This is a genomic window from Bacillus piscicola, from assembly GCF_022458745.1.
GTDB classification, from domain to species: Bacteria; Bacillota; Bacilli; order Bacillales; family Marinococcaceae; genus Alteribacillus_A; species Alteribacillus_A piscicola.
This window is the reverse complement of sequence record NZ_JAJJJF010000001.1, coordinates 636,018-653,357: the sequence shown is the minus strand read 5'-3', so window position 1 is coordinate 653,357 and position 17,340 is coordinate 636,018. Positions and strand designations below refer to the sequence as shown.

Annotated in this window: 14 protein-coding genes and 1 other annotated feature; all 14 genes read right to left on the bottom strand. The window is 42.1% G+C overall.

The features are described 5' to 3' along the window. Nucleotides 1-8: 8 nt before the first annotated feature. Nucleotides 9-137 (bottom strand) — a sequence feature (ribosomal protein L20 leader region). A 106-nt stretch (nt 138-243) separates the two neighbouring features. The 14 genes from thrS to LOR49_RS03040 all read right to left on the bottom strand — a co-directional run bounded on the left by thrS (nt 244) and on the right by LOR49_RS03040 (nt 17,297). After that, complete coding sequence (gene thrS / locus LOR49_RS03105) at nt 244-2,190, bottom strand: threonine--tRNA ligase (RefSeq protein ID WP_240374645.1); 1,947 nt, start codon at nt 2,188-2,190, stop codon at nt 244-246. 370 nt (nt 2,191-2,560) lie between these two features. Then, nucleotides 2,561-3,430 (bottom strand): sporulation protein YtxC, encoded by an 870-nt coding sequence (gene ytxC, locus LOR49_RS03100; protein WP_240374644.1) that lies wholly within the window; start codon nt 3,428-3,430, stop codon nt 2,561-2,563. Between the two features lie 125 nt (nt 3,431-3,555). Next, complete coding sequence (dnaI, locus tag LOR49_RS03095) at nt 3,556-4,488, bottom strand: primosomal protein DnaI (RefSeq protein WP_240374643.1); 933 nt, start codon at nt 4,486-4,488, stop codon at nt 3,556-3,558. Nucleotides 4,489-4,498: 10 nt separating this feature from the next. Further along, the gene (locus tag LOR49_RS03090) at nt 4,499-5,920 is read right to left on the bottom strand and encodes a replication initiation and membrane attachment family protein (protein ID WP_240374642.1); all 1,422 of its coding nucleotides are present in this window, start codon (nt 5,918-5,920) and stop codon (nt 4,499-4,501) included. A gap of 69 nt (nt 5,921-5,989) precedes the next feature. Then, nucleotides 5,990-6,454, bottom strand: a complete 465-nt coding sequence (gene nrdR, locus LOR49_RS03085) for a transcriptional regulator NrdR (RefSeq protein WP_240374641.1) — start codon at nt 6,452-6,454, stop codon at nt 5,990-5,992. Between the two features lie 201 nt (nt 6,455-6,655). Next, on the bottom strand, nt 6,656-7,684 hold the full coding sequence (locus LOR49_RS03080) for a glyceraldehyde-3-phosphate dehydrogenase (protein WP_240374640.1): 1,029 nt from the start codon (nt 7,682-7,684) through the stop codon (nt 6,656-6,658). 163 nt (nt 7,685-7,847) lie between these two features. Further along, nucleotides 7,848-8,453: a dephospho-CoA kinase gene (gene coaE / locus LOR49_RS03075; RefSeq protein ID WP_240374639.1), complete on the bottom strand. Its 606-nt coding sequence runs from the start codon at nt 8,451-8,453 to the stop codon at nt 7,848-7,850. A gap of 51 nt (nt 8,454-8,504) precedes the next feature. After that, nucleotides 8,505-9,128: a sporulation membrane protein YtaF gene (gene ytaF / locus LOR49_RS03070; protein WP_240374638.1), complete on the bottom strand. Its 624-nt coding sequence runs from the start codon at nt 9,126-9,128 to the stop codon at nt 8,505-8,507. A gap of 127 nt (nt 9,129-9,255) precedes the next feature. Continuing rightward, nucleotides 9,256-10,092: a DNA-formamidopyrimidine glycosylase gene (gene mutM, locus LOR49_RS03065; RefSeq protein WP_240374637.1), complete on the bottom strand. Its 837-nt coding sequence runs from the start codon at nt 10,090-10,092 to the stop codon at nt 9,256-9,258. A gap of 14 nt (nt 10,093-10,106) precedes the next feature. Beyond that, entirely contained in the window at nt 10,107-12,731 is a 2,625-nt protein-coding gene (polA, locus tag LOR49_RS03060) for a DNA polymerase I (RefSeq protein ID WP_240374636.1), read from the bottom strand. 133 nt (nt 12,732-12,864) lie between these two features. Next, nucleotides 12,865-13,800 (bottom strand): protease modulator HflC, encoded by a 936-nt coding sequence (gene hflC, locus LOR49_RS03055; RefSeq protein ID WP_240374635.1) that lies wholly within the window; start codon nt 13,798-13,800, stop codon nt 12,865-12,867. Continuing rightward, nucleotides 13,790-14,803, bottom strand: coding sequence for an FtsH protease activity modulator HflK (gene hflK / locus LOR49_RS03050; RefSeq protein ID WP_240374634.1), 1,014 nt, complete (start codon nt 14,801-14,803; stop codon nt 13,790-13,792). Before hflK ends, hflC begins: the two co-directional genes overlap by 11 nt. Nucleotides 14,804-14,838: 35 nt before the next feature. Continuing rightward, nucleotides 14,839-16,551, bottom strand: a complete 1,713-nt coding sequence (gene pnpS / locus LOR49_RS03045; protein ID WP_240374633.1) for a two-component system histidine kinase PnpS — start codon at nt 16,549-16,551, stop codon at nt 14,839-14,841. Between the two features lie 26 nt (nt 16,552-16,577). After that, nucleotides 16,578-17,297 (bottom strand): response regulator transcription factor, encoded by a 720-nt coding sequence (locus tag LOR49_RS03040; RefSeq protein ID WP_240374632.1) that lies wholly within the window; start codon nt 17,295-17,297, stop codon nt 16,578-16,580. Nucleotides 17,298-17,340 lie beyond the last annotated feature (43 nt).

The following is a 17,340-nucleotide window of genomic DNA, read 5'->3' as shown; positions in this document are numbered from 1 at the left end:
TTTTGTGCTGCACACAAAAAAAGCAGGCACACATAGTGCGCCCACGTGATCGTTCTGGATCTTTACGATAATCACCACAACCTGCCGACAGCTTCATGCGTCGATCAGGTGAGAAGCGGGCGCTTCTGCTTGTAACGGTTTCGATTTTCAATACTAAAATAATATAACACAGCAATAAGGGAAAGTCAATTAAACCAGTCTAAAATATCTACAACTGACTTCCAATCGCTCTGGACGGATGCTTTAGTCTAAACTGCGGGTTTCTATCTTTTCTTTAATTTCTTGTACAAAATCTTTGAGAGTTTCTGATTTGGAGTCTTTTTGTCCATAACGGCGAACATTCACCGCATCTGCTTCTACTTCCTGATCACCGAGCACGAGCATGTACGGGATTTTTTTCATCTGTGCTTCCCGAATCTTGTACCCAATTTTCTCGTCACGTGTATCTACTTCAACTCTCACCCCTGCATTACGAAGCTCGTCCTCCACGCTTCTCGCATAATCCAGGTGGGCTTTAGCAGAGACAGGAATAACCTTTGCCTGAACAGGCGCCAGCCATGTAGGAAATGCTCCTTTGTACTCCTCAATTAAAAAGGCGATAAAGCGTTCCATCGTCGAGACAATACCGCGGTGTATAACGACTGGTCGATGATCACTTCCATCATTTCCAACATAAGTCAAGTCAAACCGCTGCGGCAGGAGAAAATCCAGCTGGACGGTAGATAGTGTTTCATCTTTGCCAAGTGCTGTCTTAACCTGTACGTCCAATTTAGGACCGTAGAAGGCCGCCTCTCCTTCTGCCTCTACGTATTCCACATTCATATCATCCATTGCTTCTTTAAGCATGGACTGCGCTTTCTCCCACATTTCATCATCATTGATATATTTTTCTTTGTCTTCCGGGTCGCGGTAAGAAAGCCGGAAATAATAGTCATCGATACCAAAATCCCGGTACACATGCTGAATTAACTCAACTGCTCTGACAAATTCCTGTTTGATCTGATCAGGACGTGCAAAAATGTGTGCATCATTCAACGTCATCGCCCGAACACGCTGCAGACCTGCGAGCGCTCCTGACTTTTCATAGCGATGCATGAGGCCAAGCTCAGCAATTCGTACTGGCAAATCCCGGTAACTGTGCAGTTGGTTTTTATAAACCATCATATGATGAGGACAGTTCATCGGCCGGATCACCAACGTTTCGTTATCCATCTCCATTGGGGGGAACATATCATCTTGGTAATGATCCCAATGCCCGGATGTTTTGTAAAGCTCGGAACTGCCCAATACCGGAGTGTACACATGTTCATAACCGAGACGTTCTTCAAGATCGACAATATATCGTTCAATTGTCCGGCGGATGGTTGCCCCTTTCGGCAGCCAAAGCGGAAGACCTTGTCCAACTTTTTGATTCAATGCAAAGATCTCTAACTCTTTTCCGAGCTTTCGGTGATCCCGCTCTTTTGCCTCCTCTAACAAGGCTAAATATTCATCGATATCCGATTGTTTCGGAAAGGCAGTCCCGTAAATACGCTGCAACATCTTATTATTGCTGTCACCACGCCAGTAGGCTCCTGAGATACTCATCAATTTAAATTTCTTTAACTTGCCAGTGCTCGGTACGTGGACGCCCCGGCAAAGGTCAAAGAATTCCCCCTGTGTATAGATCGTGGTTTTTTCTTCTTCTGGGATAGCGTCAATTAGTTCTAGTTTTAGGTCATCTCCAATTTCTTTGTACATCTTCTTGGCTTCTTCTCTGCTCACTTCTTCCCTGACAACTTCCAAGTTTTGGTCCACAATCCGCTGCATTTCTTTCTCAATTTTTGGAAGATCCTCTGGAGTCAACTGATGGGACATATCAATGTCATAATAAAAGCCGTTTTCGATTACTGGACCGACACCTAATTTCACATCGTCACCAAATAATCTTTTCACAGCCTGAGCCATAACGTGGGCAGTACTATGACGAAGCACCTCGAGCCCTTCCTCATTTTTGACTGTTATAATTTCAACAGTGCTGTCCGCATGGATCGGGGTGCGAAGGTCTATCATTACCCCGTTTACCTTACCGGCGAGTGCTTGCTTTTTTAAGCCAGGACTGATAGAAGCGGCTATTTCTTCTGTGGTTACACCATTATCAAATTGTTTTCTATTCCCATCTGGAAATGTAATTTCTACCTTTTCCGACATGTTCCATACCTCCATGTATGTAATTTTCCATCAAAAAAACCCCTTCATGACGAAGGGGCGTGTGTATACGCGGTTCCACCCTTATCTTAGGAAGCTTGTACAAAGCCTTCCTAAATCTTAAGACCGGGATAACGACCGGCGCCCGTCAGCGATTAATAAGAAGTGTGAAAAATGACTTCTGTTCCTCACTGCTGCTCAAAGGCGGTAAAAAGCAGTTCCTTTCAGAAAGCTTTCAGCCACGGCTTTCTTTCTCTGGGTAAAGGGATGACTTACTTCTCATGTCCTTTTCTTCGCATGTAGTGAACAATTCTTCATTTCTGACATAATTATAAAAAGTTTTGACAAGAAAATCAAGACGACATATCGAAAATCATCCATTCAGCTTTTCGATGTGTAGATTGTGGAGCCACGAATTTCGCGGATGAACGATCATATTTTCTTGAAAAATCATCCTGAGTGTTTGCACAACCCCTTCATCACCATCTGTATACACATGGAGTACTTCCGGAGCAAAACTTACAACAGGGCTGACAACCATATATTCAAATGGCAGTTGTTTCTCAAAAACGAGCGTCGGACGTACGTGCTGCAGTCTTGTCCATTGATCAATCCTTTCACCCTTTTCGTTGGTAAAAACTGGTCTTTCTTCCAGCAAAACATGGATTTCCCGGTGAATGGATTGATTATGTTTTAAGAAATGACGGCATGACTCAATCATCGTTTGATACTCTTGTTCCCATTTATATTCTTCAATAGCAGCAGCTGCAGCTTCCATAAGCAGATGATGGTAGCTGGCAAAGCGAAAAGTCAAAAGCGGTGTCCAAAGAATTTCCGCACTATGTTTTATTTCGTCTGTTATCTCTTGATACACAAAATGCTTTCGTTTTTTTAGAAGCGTTGCGATTGGTATTTCCACTCTTTCACCATCTAACAACGAATCTGCGATATCTGTAATGGCAGGAGCTTCCTCTTCAGAAAAAAAATGACGCTCAATATACTGCTTCACCCATTTTAATTCGTGTTTTTCGATCATATAGTCACAGAGAACGGAAGCTAAATAAGGGATCATGCTCTCTTGCCACTCCTCTTCCGTACCTGTGAATTCCCAACAAATCATCTCTTGTTTTTTATAAATCGTGCCAGATTGTATGCCTTTCTGTTCCCACAAGTCTTTTTCATTCGATAACCATTGGAAGATTGTGTCACTATCCCGTTCACTTTCAAAGTCTATTGAAAACAACCCTTCATTCCTCCCCGCGTCCATGGTATACCCTTCTTATTCGATAGTAGATACTCTACTTTTATACCTATGGAAATATGCAGAAAAACATGCCTTCTAGTTAGAAGAATGAAGGTTTTTGATGATTACTTTTTGCGTCTGTTACGGCCTTCCATAAAAACCGGAGTAGTTAAATGTTTAATGCGCTCCATAATCCGTTTTGCTTTTAATTGTTCGATGCCGCCCTTTTGAGAATAAGCTAAATGAGTTTCAAGCTCCTCGTAATCATAGTTTGAAGTATATAACGTCGGAAGCTTTTCCATCATCCGATAATGCAAAATGACACCGAGTATATCATCTCGAACCCAGGCCGAGGTTGTTTCTGCCCCAATATCATCTAAAATAAGTACATCTACATTCTTTACTTGATCAATCTTTTCTTGGACACTACCATCCGAGAGTGCCTGCTTCATTTCCCGAAAGAAGTCAGGTACGTAAACGAGCATGGAGGAAATATTCCTTGCTGCCAATTCATTGGCTGCCGCTCCCATCATATAAGTCTTGCCAACCCCAAATTTCCCATGCACATATAAACCATGAGCATCCTCACCTGGTTTAGCTTTTAACGCAAACTTCAAACAGAGATGACTGGCACTCAACCGGCTTGCATGATCGCGCTCCATCTTATCAAAAGATGCGTCCAGTATTTCTTTCGGGATGTACATACTTTTAATAAGCGATTGTCTTTTAAGTAGCGCATCCGCTTGTTGTTTTAAGTGGCACGGTCGATACTGGACAATAAGCTGGCTGTTGTTATTTACGATTTCAGGTTGATATCCTTTCATCATATTCGGGCAATCAGCAAGCCCTGGACAGCTATCGCAATGCTGCCTCTCCCTTTTGTATTCAAAAAGCTTCGCCATGTTCCTCTCAATTTGTTCATTCGGTATTTGTGGATGTTTTGTCAGGAAACTTTGGATTTTTGGATAGCTTAAGACCTCTTGTTTCAATGTTTCATAGCGCTTGTGCCATTGACTTTTCCCTCTATAGGCATCCAAAGACGATCGAATCGATTGCATTATCATCACCTCATTTTTGCCGTAAACTATTTCGCAGTTTCAGCATCTCTTCGAACTCCTGTAATTCTGCCGCATAACGATCTTCTTGAGGAGCTTTTTTATCTTTATCTTTATCTTTTTTTTCATTTTCACTTTCAAGCCATTTAGGTAGCTTATCCTTTCTCACATAAGGCGGCCTTGTTTGAAAAGCAGTGGCACCTTGATTAGACGAACCGGAATGCTGCTGCCTGTTTTTCTGACCCTGGTATTCCTTCTTTGCCAGTTCCATAGCCTCAGCCACTGTTTGAATCTTTTTTCGTGTCCAGTGTCCGGCAATCTTTTGCACAAGGTTCCTGTTTAATTTCAAATTATTTGTCTCCATTACATAATCAATCAGTACATTCACAACCCCTGGCTCTAGCTTGTAATCAAATATCAATGATTCCACAAGCTTCACATCGGCTAGTGGTACTTGGGCACCATCAGCCCTGCTTTTTAAAAACGTTAATGGAGAGGTTTGTTCATAAAACATTCTCATTGCTTCCGTTTCATCTACTGGTTCCTGAGGTTTCACTGGACGCTTTTCCGGTTTTCTTAAGCCAAGAGCAGGCGGCTCTTTTCCATATTCAAACCGGTACCATTCCTGAACACGCCTCCGCAGCTCTTCTTCATTTATCTTGTCATCTCCTAAAAGTGACTGCTGAATGAGCGGGCTCATCTCAAGGGGACCTACTCGGTAGACAAAAGCAAGCCGGCGAATCAACGATCGTGAGGCTTCATTCAACAGTTTATCACTATCTATAAATACCGGTAAATCCGCTTTTAATAAAGAAAAATCAAATGTGTTTTCAGAGAATGTAACACCTTGCGTTCTTGTGTCTCCAACTAATTCTTGAGTATTTTCCCTGGATTCCACAACATCATTTGCCATCATCTCTGTATAGTGTAACGAGGAAAACACCTCATTAAACGAGGCTGTCACTTCTGAATAGACACGTTTATCGATGGCTTCAATTAGAAAACGGCTCCGCAGCATCCTATACCGTTCTTTGCTGCCAAGTTTATTAAATAAATACACACTTAACACATCATCTTGAAAAAATTGCGCCGGAGAAAGCGGTGGCTGAAGTTCATAGACGAATAGGGTCGTTTTCTCCTCTGTCCGTTGAAATGTTCTCAATAGCCCAATTCCCTCAAGCACTTTACGCGCTTCAAAAATATCATCAAGCGGCAAACTTAACGATGCCATTAATTCATGATGGGTTGATTCTTCACTCCAATAAGAATCTTTTTCAAGCTTGCTCCAAAGTGTTAAATATAGAGCACTAGCTGTTACCCCTGTTAACGGTTGATATAAAAGATTTAAGGTTTTATGTTCCCTATCTCCTAGCTGAGCGCTTGTCCTTACACAAAAGCGGTCAACCGCCAGTAATTCCGTCCAATGCGGCTTCATGAAACCCCCCCTCTTGATAAAACAGTTATTAGAAGAGAAAAGGAGCTCAAGCATTGATCTTAAGCTCCTTTACTTACTATTATCCTTATTAATCAGTTCCTTTAACTCATTGATAAACACGTTTATATCTTTAAACTGCCGATACACAGAGGCAAACCTTACATAAGCAACATCATCCACATCAGCGAGTCTCTCCATAACGAGCTCCCCAATTTCTTCGCTTTTTATCTCAGATTTCCCATCGCTTCGTACTTGGTGCCATACATCACTTACTATTTTCTCCAGGGTTTCAAGTGGAACCCGTCTTTTTTCACAAGCACGGATCAAACCTCGTAATATTTTCTCCCTGCTGAATTCCTCTCTTGCCCCATCCTTTTTCACAACAATAAGAGGGGTCTCTTCCACAATTTCAAAAGTCGTGAAGCGATAATTACAGTCTTCACATTCACGGCGCCTTCGAATCGATTTCCCCTCATTACTTGGCCTTGAGTCCATTACTCGTGTCGAATGGGATTGGCAAGCTGGACAACGCATGTAATCAACTCCACTAAGAACCATCCGCAACCTAAATACTTACAATGACAATTCTTTTTATTAAATTATACCGTGTTCTATTTATAATTAAAAGCCTTGACTATATTTCTGTTGTGCGTTGCTAGTGAAGTCTTACCTTACCGGAATATTTACATGAAAAAGACCGCTCTTCTAGGAGAGACGGCCTTTTCATTCATTTTATTATGCTCCAACCATTGATTCTTTGGGAAGACGCTTTCCGACATATTGAACGAGATCTACTACTCGGCACGAATAACCCCATTCGTTATCATACCAAGCTAATACCTTTACTTGCCTGTCATTCATAACCATTGTAGACAACCCGTCAATAATGGACGAGTTCTCATCACCATTATAGTCCACAGAAACAAGCGGTTCCTCATTGTAACCCAGAATACCCGATAAGTCATCTTCTGCTGCCTTCTTCAGTGCACCATTCACATCATCTACAGAGACATCACATTTTGTGTCTACTACAAGGTCGACAAGCGACACATTAGGGGTAGGGACTCTCAATGCCATCCCATTAAGCTTGCCCTCTAGTTGTGGCAGCACCTTTGCCAACGCTTTAGCCGCCCCTGTTGAAGTTGGAATAATAGACTGCGCACATGCTCTTGCGCGCCGAAGATCCTTATGTGGATTGTCAATATTCTTCTGGTCATTCGTATAAGAATGGACCGTTGTCATAAGACCACTTTCAATTCCAAAAGCGCGATCCAATACTTTTGCAACTGGTGCAAGACAGTTGGTCGTACAGGAAGCATTTGAAATGATATGATGATCAGCCGGGTTATAATCGTTTTCGTTAACACCCATAACAATCGTAATATCTTCCTCTTTTGCCGGAGCGGTGATAACCACCTTTTTTGCACCGGCTTCTAAATGATACCCCGCGGTTTCTTGTGTTTTAAACTTCCCTGTGGCTTCCACGACAATATCCACGCCTAAATCCTTCCAGGGAAGATTTCTAGGGTCCCGGTCACTCAACAATTGTATTTTCTTCCCATCCACGTAAAGGGCGTCTCCCACACCTTCTATTTCTTTATCAAACAAACCGTGAACCGTATCATATTTGACAAGATGGGCCAGTGTTTCGGCAGGGTAGCTGGCATTAACAGCTACAACATCTAGAGAATCAGAAGCAACTGCTTTCCGGAAAACCATCCGGCCAATCCGTCCGAATCCATTTATTGCTACCTTCGCTTTCATACAGAAAAGCCTCCCTGTTGTTTATGATATACTATTAATCATTTTTATAATAATAGTATATCACATTGATGCTTTTTGGTACTAATTAATTTTATGTTTCCCCTAGAGAATTTTACAATACTCGTCCACCTCAACATTACCGTTCTTAATCTTCTTCTCCATGTTAACGATTTAGAGTATTTACTCCCCACTTGTCTAAAATAGCTTCCAGCTGCTTAATGGATTCTGCCACAGAACCATTATTATCAATCACTCCATCGGCATGTGCTTTTTTTTCCATTAACGGCATTTGTGACGCTATTCTACTTGCAGCATCTTGCTCACCTTGTCCGTCTCTTGCAATTAAGCGTTTTTTCTGCGTCTTTTCATCTACATAGATGAGGAGCACCTTATCCACCATAAAACGCAACTTATTTTCTATTAGTAACGGGATGTCAAAAATAATCGTATGAAACCCTTCTTTTTCGTAATGATCCTTTTTCTCGAGCATTCTTTTCCGTATGATAGGGTGCATAATATTATTTAACATTTCTCGTTTGGCTGCATCGGAAAATATAACTTGTCCTAACTTTTTTCTCGCTAACATCCCATCCGGCTGCAAAACAGCGGCTCCAAACTGCTCAACAATCTGCTCGTAGGCCTCTTCACCCGGCCTGACAATCTCTCTGGAAATTTTATCTGCATCTATCACTGGAAAACCCCGTTTTTCAAACTCATTCGCAATTAAACTTTTCCCACTGGCAATCCCACCGGTTAAACCGATAATCATATATTTACCCCCTGTCGTACAAAAAGAGGGGATTCAGATCCCCCCCTTTGATTATAATAAATTCCAAATACCCAGCAAGATAAGCAGCACACCCGGGACATAAGATAGTTTCTGTACGAGCGCATATTCGGAGAGCTTGCGTCCGCACTTCATACCTGCTGTTAAAAACACCGCACACATAACAGCAATAGCCGCGGCCAGTGTGAAGATAGGAAGCTCGAGAAGGGACGCACCTATTCCAGCCCCGAACGCATCAAATGAGAGCGCCATTCCAAGGAACAGAGCTTCTTTGGTGGTGATGATTCCCGATTTATCCATATCAGCGTTTTCTGGTGTTTTCAGGATACCCCACACCTGCGAAAACATACCTTCTTTGTCAAGACTCGATTCCACCGTTGTCATATTATTTTCTTTTATGACGTGAATAAGCGTCCATATCCCGATTAGAATTAAAATAACCCCTCCAATTGAGTCAGTAAACTTTTCAGGAACATAGCCTGAAAATGCAATAGCTGCCAAACTGCCGAGCAGGACAGACGCAATCGAACACATGCTGATAAAAAGCAAGGACGTTACTGGCAGTTTTAAACGGCGCAGTCCATAAGCAAAGCCTACACCGAAGCTGTCAACGCTTACGGCAAATGCTAGCAAACACGCAGAAAACAAAGCTGTCATAGGAGATCAGCTCCTCCCAACCTATACAATACCTTCGATAGTATATGGGAAGAATTACCGCGGTGTTACTTTTGATAAGAGGGTGTCAAATTAGCACCGCGTCAATCTCAAGATCAGCTTAGTAGGATTATTCACTCGCTAATGCCTGGCATAACGGACAGTAATGGGTTCCTCTCCCTGCTGTTACCGTCTTTTTTATTTCACTTCCGCATCTGTTGCAAAGCTCGCCTTTGCGACCGTATACATTTAATTCCAGTTGGAACCCCCCTTCTTCTCCAATACTGTTCACATAGGAGCGAACAGAGCTGCCGCCTTTGGCTACTGCGTGATTAATAATCTCGATAATACTTTCACGGAGCAACTCAGCTTCTTCAGAGGTCAAGTCGGCAGCCTTTGCGTCAGGATGAATTCCAGCTTTAAACAACGATTCATCTACATAAATGTTACCAAGCCCCGCTATTACCCGCTGATCTAATAACACAGCTTTAATCGTACGCGTCGTTTTTTTGAAAGTTCTTTCCAAGTATTCTTTAGAGAATGTTTGGTTGTCCGCTGGTTCAGGTCCAAGTTGCATTAAAGGTAAAGATCGTTTTTCTTCTCCTTTCGGAAACAAATGCATGGTCCCAAATTTCCTCACGTCTTTGTATCGGAGTTCTGTTCCGTCTGAAAAGAAAAAACGAACGTGAGTATGCTTATCTGGCGCCTTCGTCCCCCCCAGCTCGTATTTACCTTCCATTCTCAAATGAGAGACGAGTGCGTAATCATCGAGCTCAAATATTAAAAATTTACCGCGGCGATTCATGCTGTTAATTCTTTGTCCACTCAATAACAAACAGAATGCTTCGGTGTCATCAGGTCTTTTTATAATTTTGGGCCATGTGACGGTTACTTCTTGTAGTTCTTTTCCTAGTACTAATTTTTCCAAAGTCTTACGAACGTTTTCCACTTCTGGCAGTTCCGGCATACATCTTTCTCTCCTTATTTCGCATCGTACCAAGTCGGTCCGTATGCAACATCTGCCTTTAACGGTACTTCGAGCTGAATGGTGTTTTCCATCAGATCCGGTATTAGTTGTTGCATGTGATCAGCTTCCGACTCAGGCACCTCAAAAATTAACTCGTCATGAACTTGGAGGAGCAGGCGGCTTTTCAATTGGCGCTTCTCCATTTCTTTACTCACATCTACCATTGCCTGTTTAATAATGTCAGCCGCAGTCCCTTGTATCGGCGTGTTCATAGCAGTTCGTTCTGCAAATGTCCGCCGGTTAAAATTCCGGCTTGTAATTTCCGGAAGGTAACGGCGCCTTTTCAAAAGCGTTGTTACATAACCATTTTCACGTGCAACTTCTTTAATGTCCTCCATGTATTGACGGACATCTGGATAACTGTCCAAATATCGATCAATAAACTCTTGTGCCTCTTTGCGGGTAATACCGAGACTTTGAGAAAGACCATAATCGGAGATTCCGTATACGATACCAAAATTGACCGCTTTTGCGCTTCGGCGCATCGTTGAGGTGACTTCTTCTTCCGTAACATGAAATACATCCATCGCAGTTTTCGTGTGGACGTCCATATTATTTCGAAAAGCTTCTCTAAGACCTTCATCTCCGGCAATATGGGCAAGTACGCGCAGCTCAATCTGCGAATAATCAGCCGCCAAAATCGACCAGCCTTCCTGAGAAGGAATGAATGCTTTTCGAATACGTCTGCCTTCTTCCAGTCGAATCGGGATGTTTTGCAGATTAGGTTCCTGAGAACTCAAGCGCCCCGTTTGGGTAATGGCCTGATTAAAAATGGTATGAATTTTCCCCGTCTCAGAATGAATCACTTTCAATAATCCTTCCACGTATGTCGATTTTAATTTTGCGACTTGTCTATAAAGGAGGAGTTTTGGAATAATCTCATGTTGATCAGCTAGTTTTTCCAGTACATCTGCTGCGGTAGAATAGCCTGTTTTTGTTTTTTTAATAACTGGAAGATTAAGCTTTTCAAATAAGACTGGGCCCAGCTGTTTAGGCGAATTTATATTAAAAGTTGTACCCGCTAATTCATAAATTTCCTTCTCCAATGTTGCCAGCCGATCATCCAATTCTGTTCCCATTTGTTTAAGCTGAGAACTGTCCACGGTTATCCCAGTGATTTCCATTTTGCCCAGGATAATAGACAGGGGCATTTCGAGCTGTGTGTAAAGCTCGTACTGTTCATTTTCTTTTAATTGACTTTCCAGTTCATCCATTAACGAATAGAGAGCATTAGCTTTTCTAACTAAATGTTCAGCAAGCATCTTTTCAGCAGGACGAGCGCGTTTTGCTCCTTTTCCGTAAACCGCCTCATCGCTATTCACAATCTTTTTTCCGTACCGGGACGCAATTTCATCCAGGTCGTGAGACGATACAGAAGGATCGATCAAATAAGAAGCAATGAGCATATCATGGTTGACGCCAGCAAGCGATATTCCTTTCCAGCCAAGTGCTACTACACTTCGTTTCGTGTCAAATGTGTATTTTTCCTGTGAAACGTCACCTACCCATTCTTTGAACAAACTGGAAGCTAATGCAATATCTGTAGGTATAAAATATTTACCTCGTTTATTGACGATCGCAATTCCCCAAATGTCCGCATTATGATAATTGTCATCTGGTACTTCGACAATTAAAGCAGAGGGACTTACGAGCATTTCCTCTGTCACTTCCGCAACAGTATGGAAGTCGACCTCTTCTAGTTCTATTTCTTCTTCCTTGACGTGATCAAATCGTCCTAATAAGGACTGAAATCCAAGCTCTTTAAATAGATCTGTCACTTCTTTTATGCTGTATTCTTGTCGTTCTAGAGTATTGATCTGCAGATCAAGAGGAGTTTCTCGACAAATCGCAGCTAATTCTTTACTCATCAGCGCTTGTTCTTTATTTTCTCCAAGCCGCTCCTTCATTTTCTTTCCGGAGATGTCTGCAATTGAAGCTAACACATTTTCAAGAGAGCCGTATTCTATTAGTAATTTCAAGGCCGTTTTTTCACCAATTCCAGGCACGCCCGGTATATTATCAGAATTGTCCCCCATCAGCCCTTTCATATCAATTATTTTTTCAGGCTCTATTCCATATTTGTCCATAATTGCTTTTTTATCATATGTTTCAACATTGGTAATTCCCTTTTTAGTAAGGGCTACTGTTGTCTTGCCCGAAACGAGCTGGAGAAGATCTTTGTCACCCGAATAGATTTTTATTTCCCAACCTTTAGCTTCAGCGTCTTTTGATAAGGTCCCAATGATGTCATCCGCTTCATAATTTTCTAATTCTGTATGTGCAATACAAAAAGCATCTAAGATTTTTCGAATTAACGGCAGCTGTTCTGACAATTCTACAGGAGTCTTTTGTCGTCCTGATTTATAGGATTGGTACGTGTCATGACGAAATGTTTTTTTTCCTGCATCAAAAGCTACGAGCACATGACTCGGATTTTCCTCTTCAAGTATCTTTAGAATCATGGTGGTAAAGCCGTAAACGGCGTTTGTATACACACCTTTATCATTACTTAACAACGGAAGGGCAAAAAAAGCACGGTATGCAATACTATTACCATCAACTAATACAAGCTTGCTCAATGAGAAAGCTCCTCTCTTAACATATTTTCTCCAGACTCAGCCTTAAAAAGGGCCAGATCCCCCCGTGGCAGCAAGCAAAAGATGCATGCGTATCCTTAAGATTCACGGAGAGGCTCAGGCCCTTACTTATTATTTAATCGACATATCCCATGAGAATACGGGCATACGGGGAATCAGACGGCAAAACGATTACGGTCTCATCATCTATCGTCTGCTCATAAGTCTGCAACGTTTTATACAGTTCATAAAATTCCGGGTCCCTGCTGAACGCACTGTTGTAGATCTCAGCTGCTTCCGCTTCACCTTCCCCGATTATTTCTTCTGCATCTGCTTTCGCTGTAGAAACAATTTCCGTCACTTCTTTGTCCGTATTCGCACGTATCCGGTTAGCCTCTGCATCCCCTTCGGAAAGGTATTCCTGTGCAGTAGACTGCCGCTCAGATATCATTCTGCGATGCACGGACTTCTCATTATCTTCCGGCAAATCGGTTCGTTTCATACGCACATCAGTGAGCGTAACCCCGTATTTCCCTTTCTCAAGCAGTTCATTAACACGAGTCGTTACCATTTCGTTAACATCGCCTCGTGCTGAGTCTTCTTCATTAATAATCTGTTCAAATTCCATTTGTCCCAGCTCAGAGCGAATTACGGAATTAATAAAGTTCGCCATGATGGATTCTGCATTTTCAATAGTTCTGGCATTCGCAATCATTGCCTGTGGATCAGAAACCCGCCACACAGCATAATTATCAATCAATACTCGTTTTTTGTCCAACGTATTGATTTCAGCAGAAGTGATGTCGTAATTCATCTGATGCTTTGGCAGCGACATCACTTGCTGAATAAAAGGTATCTTAATATTCAAGCCGGGCTCATCGACGATACGGATCACTTCCCCAAATTGGGTGACAACTTTGTATTCCCCTTGTTTTACAATAAACACATTCATTAACGTCGCTACTATGAGAAACAAGAGGATTACGATTACAATGCCGGATCGAACCCACTTTGCCCAATAACGTACCGATTTTCTATCTTTCATGTCAAATACGTTATTATCATCTGCCATCTTCTTTACCCCCTTTTTCGCCGCTTTTTTTACTTTCGTTTGTTTTTTGTTTACCTTCTACTGATGCTTCACCGCTTTGGCGCTCTAATGGACGAATAGGCAAATAGTTAACCGTATCTTGCTGACTGTCGAGTATATACAGTTCCGCATTAGGCAGCACATCTTGAAGTGTTTCCAGCACTAAACGTTCTCTCGTAACTTCTGGTTCATTAATATACTCATTGTATAAAGCGGTAAATCGTGAAGCCTCCCCGCGAGCTCGTTCAATTCTTTCCGCTTTTTTCCCTTCTGCCCGCGATATAACCGCATCCTTTTCCCCTTCCGCTTCGTTCATCTCCCGGTTACGGTATTTTTTGGCCTCGTTTATTTTAGTAAGCCTTTCTTCGCGCGCATCGGTGACGGCAGTAAATGCTTTCCGAACTTCTTCGGTCGGAAGTTCAACGTTTTGCAATTTAACATCTAACACCGTTACACCTATTTGGTACTGTTCAAGCAGTTCAGTTAAAGATTCCAGTACTGTTCCCTCAATTTCAGCCCGCTGGTCCGTTAATACATCATCCACTTCCGAGTTCCCGATAACACCCCGGAGGGAAGCGGAGGAGGCTTGATACAAAATATTTTCCGGATCATCTGCGTTAAACAAGTAATTTTCAGGATTTGTAATCCGCCACTGAACGACCAAATCAACAAACAAAATGTTCTCGTCGCCCGTGATCATCTTTGCCTCATCGTTATACTCTGCTACTTCCCCTTCTTCTGTCGTTTCGTACCCGACCCGTAAACTATTTGTCGACACCGGCAATACTTCTGCTTTTTGGATCGGCCACGGAAGCTTAAACTTTAAACCTGGTTCGGTAATCGTTTCGTCTACTCTTCCGAACGTAATTAAAGCAGCCTGCTCCGATTCATCCACTGTATACCAACCCGTTACTAAAAATAATGCCAAAATTGCTATGCCTATTAATGAAAAGAAACCTAGAATAATTTGTTTTATACTAAGCAAAAACACGTCCCCCTCTTTCTTATCTTCCTATACAGTCAAGAAATATTTGATACGTTCGACGGAAAATAAAGCATAAATATTGTTCCTTTCCCTTTCTCGCTTACTACATTGATCTGCCCGCTATGTGCTTCCGTTAAATGTTTGACAATGGCAAGCCCCAGCCCAGTACCCCCTGAGTTTCGACTTCTGTCTTTATCCACTCGGTAAAAACGCTCAAAAATACGCGGCAGCTCCCTATCACTAATCCCAATTCCTGTATCTTCCACTTCTAAGACAGCAGCGTGGTTTTTCTTATACACGTTGACGAAGATGTCCCCTCCCTCTGGAGTGTAGATAATAGCATTGTGAAGCAGATTAATGATTATTTGTTTGAGTCTGAAGCTATCGCCTTGCATATCTACTTCTTCGCTCGTGTTTAAAGATAATGTAAGTTTCTTTTCTTTTGCTTTGCCACTGAGAAGCTCGGCCACTTCACGAGTGATGCGGGTCAAGGATACCTTTTCGATATTTAAATGGAAATGCTCTTGTTCAATCCTCGATAGCTCTAATAAATCATTAATCAAATGCTGAAGACGATCACTTTCCTTCCAAATAATATTTAAGAACTGCTCACGTGTTTCCTCATTCGCTGCTGCTCCTTCTTTTAAGGTTTCTGCAAACCCTTTCAAAGAGGTGACTGGGGTTTTTAGTTCATGAGACACATTCGCCACAAAGTCTTTTCGGACCTGCTCTAGTTTCTTCAATTCTGTAATATCGTGAAGAACTAAAACTATCCCACGCAATTTTTCTTTCTCTCCTAAAATAGGTGCCCCGTATACTTCATAATGATGAACAGCCAGGCGTGTTGTAATAGACACTTGACTGCGGATTTTCTTCTCCGCTAGAAAAATTTGCTGGATCAGCGTAATAAGTGATGACTCTTGGATAACGTGGTAGTATAAACGCTGCAGCCAATGATTTGTATCGGTGTCAAAAATTGATTTGCAGTATTGGTTTATTAAAGAAATGTCACCACGGTCATTAATGAAAATCAAACCGCTTCCCATGTGGTCAAACAGCGCTTCCAGCCGTTCACGCTGTGTATGGTACTCACTTGTAGTTTGTTCCAGGCTGGATGCAAGGGTGTTAATCGATTTAGTTAGCTGGCCAATTTCATCTTGATACCCTTCTTCCATCCTTACCCCAAAGTTCCCCTTAGCTAATTCATTAGCGGCCTTAGTTACTTGTTCCACCGGACGTGTCAACTGATTGGCAATTCGATAACTAAGTAAGGCAATAGTCAAAAAAGCCAACGAAAAACTGACCCACAAAAACACCCAGATTTTCTTATTGATCTCATCAATGTGCGAGACAGGCATGGAGAGTCGTAAATACCCTTTGTGTTCTTCGCCGTAATGGAAAGGGTACGTATAAGATAAGTGATCGTCCCCGAAGCTTGTGCTGTAACGAATATTTGCCTCTCCAGTGCTCTCTTCTATTTCTGTTTCATCTATGGAGGTGGGGTTGTCCGAAGTTTCACCGACAACGTCGCCGTTTTCTTTTATAACTGTAACCCGGACATCAAGTCGTTCCCCCAGCCTTTCCGCAATCTCCTGCCATTCGTTTTCATTCGAGTTTTCTATAACGAGAGCACTCAATGCCGCTTCTTTGCCAATCCGATCCGCAAGCTGATCAACGTAAAAGCCTTTAAGAAGCTGACCGATAAAGATACCTAACGAGGCTAATACAAATAGGACAGAGAGAAGCACACCAAATACGATCCTGGTGCGAAACTTCATGAGACAGGACGTGGGCGTTCAAATTTATAGCCAAGCCCTCTTACTGTTTTAATATAAATAGGTTTTTTTGTGTCGGGTTCTATCTTTTCACGCAAGTGGCTGATATGTACATCAACAATTCTTGTATCTCCAACAAACTCATAGTGCCAAACTGCGTTTAGCAGCTGATCCCTGCGAATAACACGGCCCTCATTGTTAGTCAAATACAGGAGAAGCTCAAATTGCTTCGGAGTAAGTTCAATCGGGTGACCATGTATGTATGCCTCATAGCTCTCAGGGTAGATGGTTAGGTCACCAAACACTATCTTCTCCTTCTTCCGCGACTCATTATGTAGTGAAATTCCTTCATAATCTATACGCCGCAGAATCGCTTTGACACGTGCTATCAACTCTCTTGGGCTGAATGGTTTTGTTAAATAGTCATCAGCACCCAGTTCCAATCCAAGTACCTTGTCAAATTCTTCGTCTTTTGCCGTAACCATTAAAATAGGCACTTTAATTTTCTCTTCGCGAACCTGCCTGCACACTTCTAAACCGTCTAATTGAGGAAGCATTAAATCAAGCACAATGACATCATACTCTCTGGTTTTTATTTTATCGACTGCTGTTTTTCCGTCCATCGCTTGTTCAACTTGAAAACCAGCCTGTTCCAGATTGTAAGAGATCAAAGTAGAGATAGACTGTTCATCATCCACTACGAGCACTTTTTGCGGCACGTTCATTCCTCCATCTGTCTTCTTTGCTTCTTTTGCAACTGAT

Excerpts from the sequence above, each read along its gene's own strand:
- nrdR (WP_240374641.1), bottom strand. The coding sequence starts at position 6,454 with ATGCGTTGTCCAGCTTGCCAATCCCATTCGACACGAGTAATGGACTCA.
- hflC (WP_240374635.1), bottom strand. The coding sequence starts at position 13,800 with ATGGCAGATGATAATAACGTATTTGACATGAAAGATAGAAAATCGGTA.
- dnaI (WP_240374643.1), bottom strand. The coding sequence starts at position 4,488 with ATGCAATCGATTCGATCGTCTTTGGATGCCTATAGAGGGAAAAGTCAA.
- thrS (WP_240374645.1), bottom strand. The coding sequence starts at position 2,190 with ATGTCGGAAAAGGTAGAAATTACATTTCCAGATGGGAATAGAAAACAA.
- LOR49_RS03080 (WP_240374640.1), bottom strand. The coding sequence starts at position 7,684 with ATGAAAGCGAAGGTAGCAATAAATGGATTCGGACGGATTGGCCGGATG.
- mutM (WP_240374637.1), bottom strand. The coding sequence starts at position 10,092 with ATGCCGGAACTGCCAGAAGTGGAAAACGTTCGTAAGACTTTGGAAAAA.
- LOR49_RS03090 (WP_240374642.1), bottom strand. The coding sequence starts at position 5,920 with ATGAAGCCGCATTGGACGGAATTACTGGCGGTTGACCGCTTTTGTGTA.
- coaE (WP_240374639.1), bottom strand. The coding sequence starts at position 8,453 with ATGATTATCGGTTTAACCGGTGGGATTGCCAGTGGGAAAAGTTTAATT.
- ytaF (WP_240374638.1), bottom strand. The coding sequence starts at position 9,128 with ATGACAGCTTTGTTTTCTGCGTGTTTGCTAGCATTTGCCGTAAGCGTT.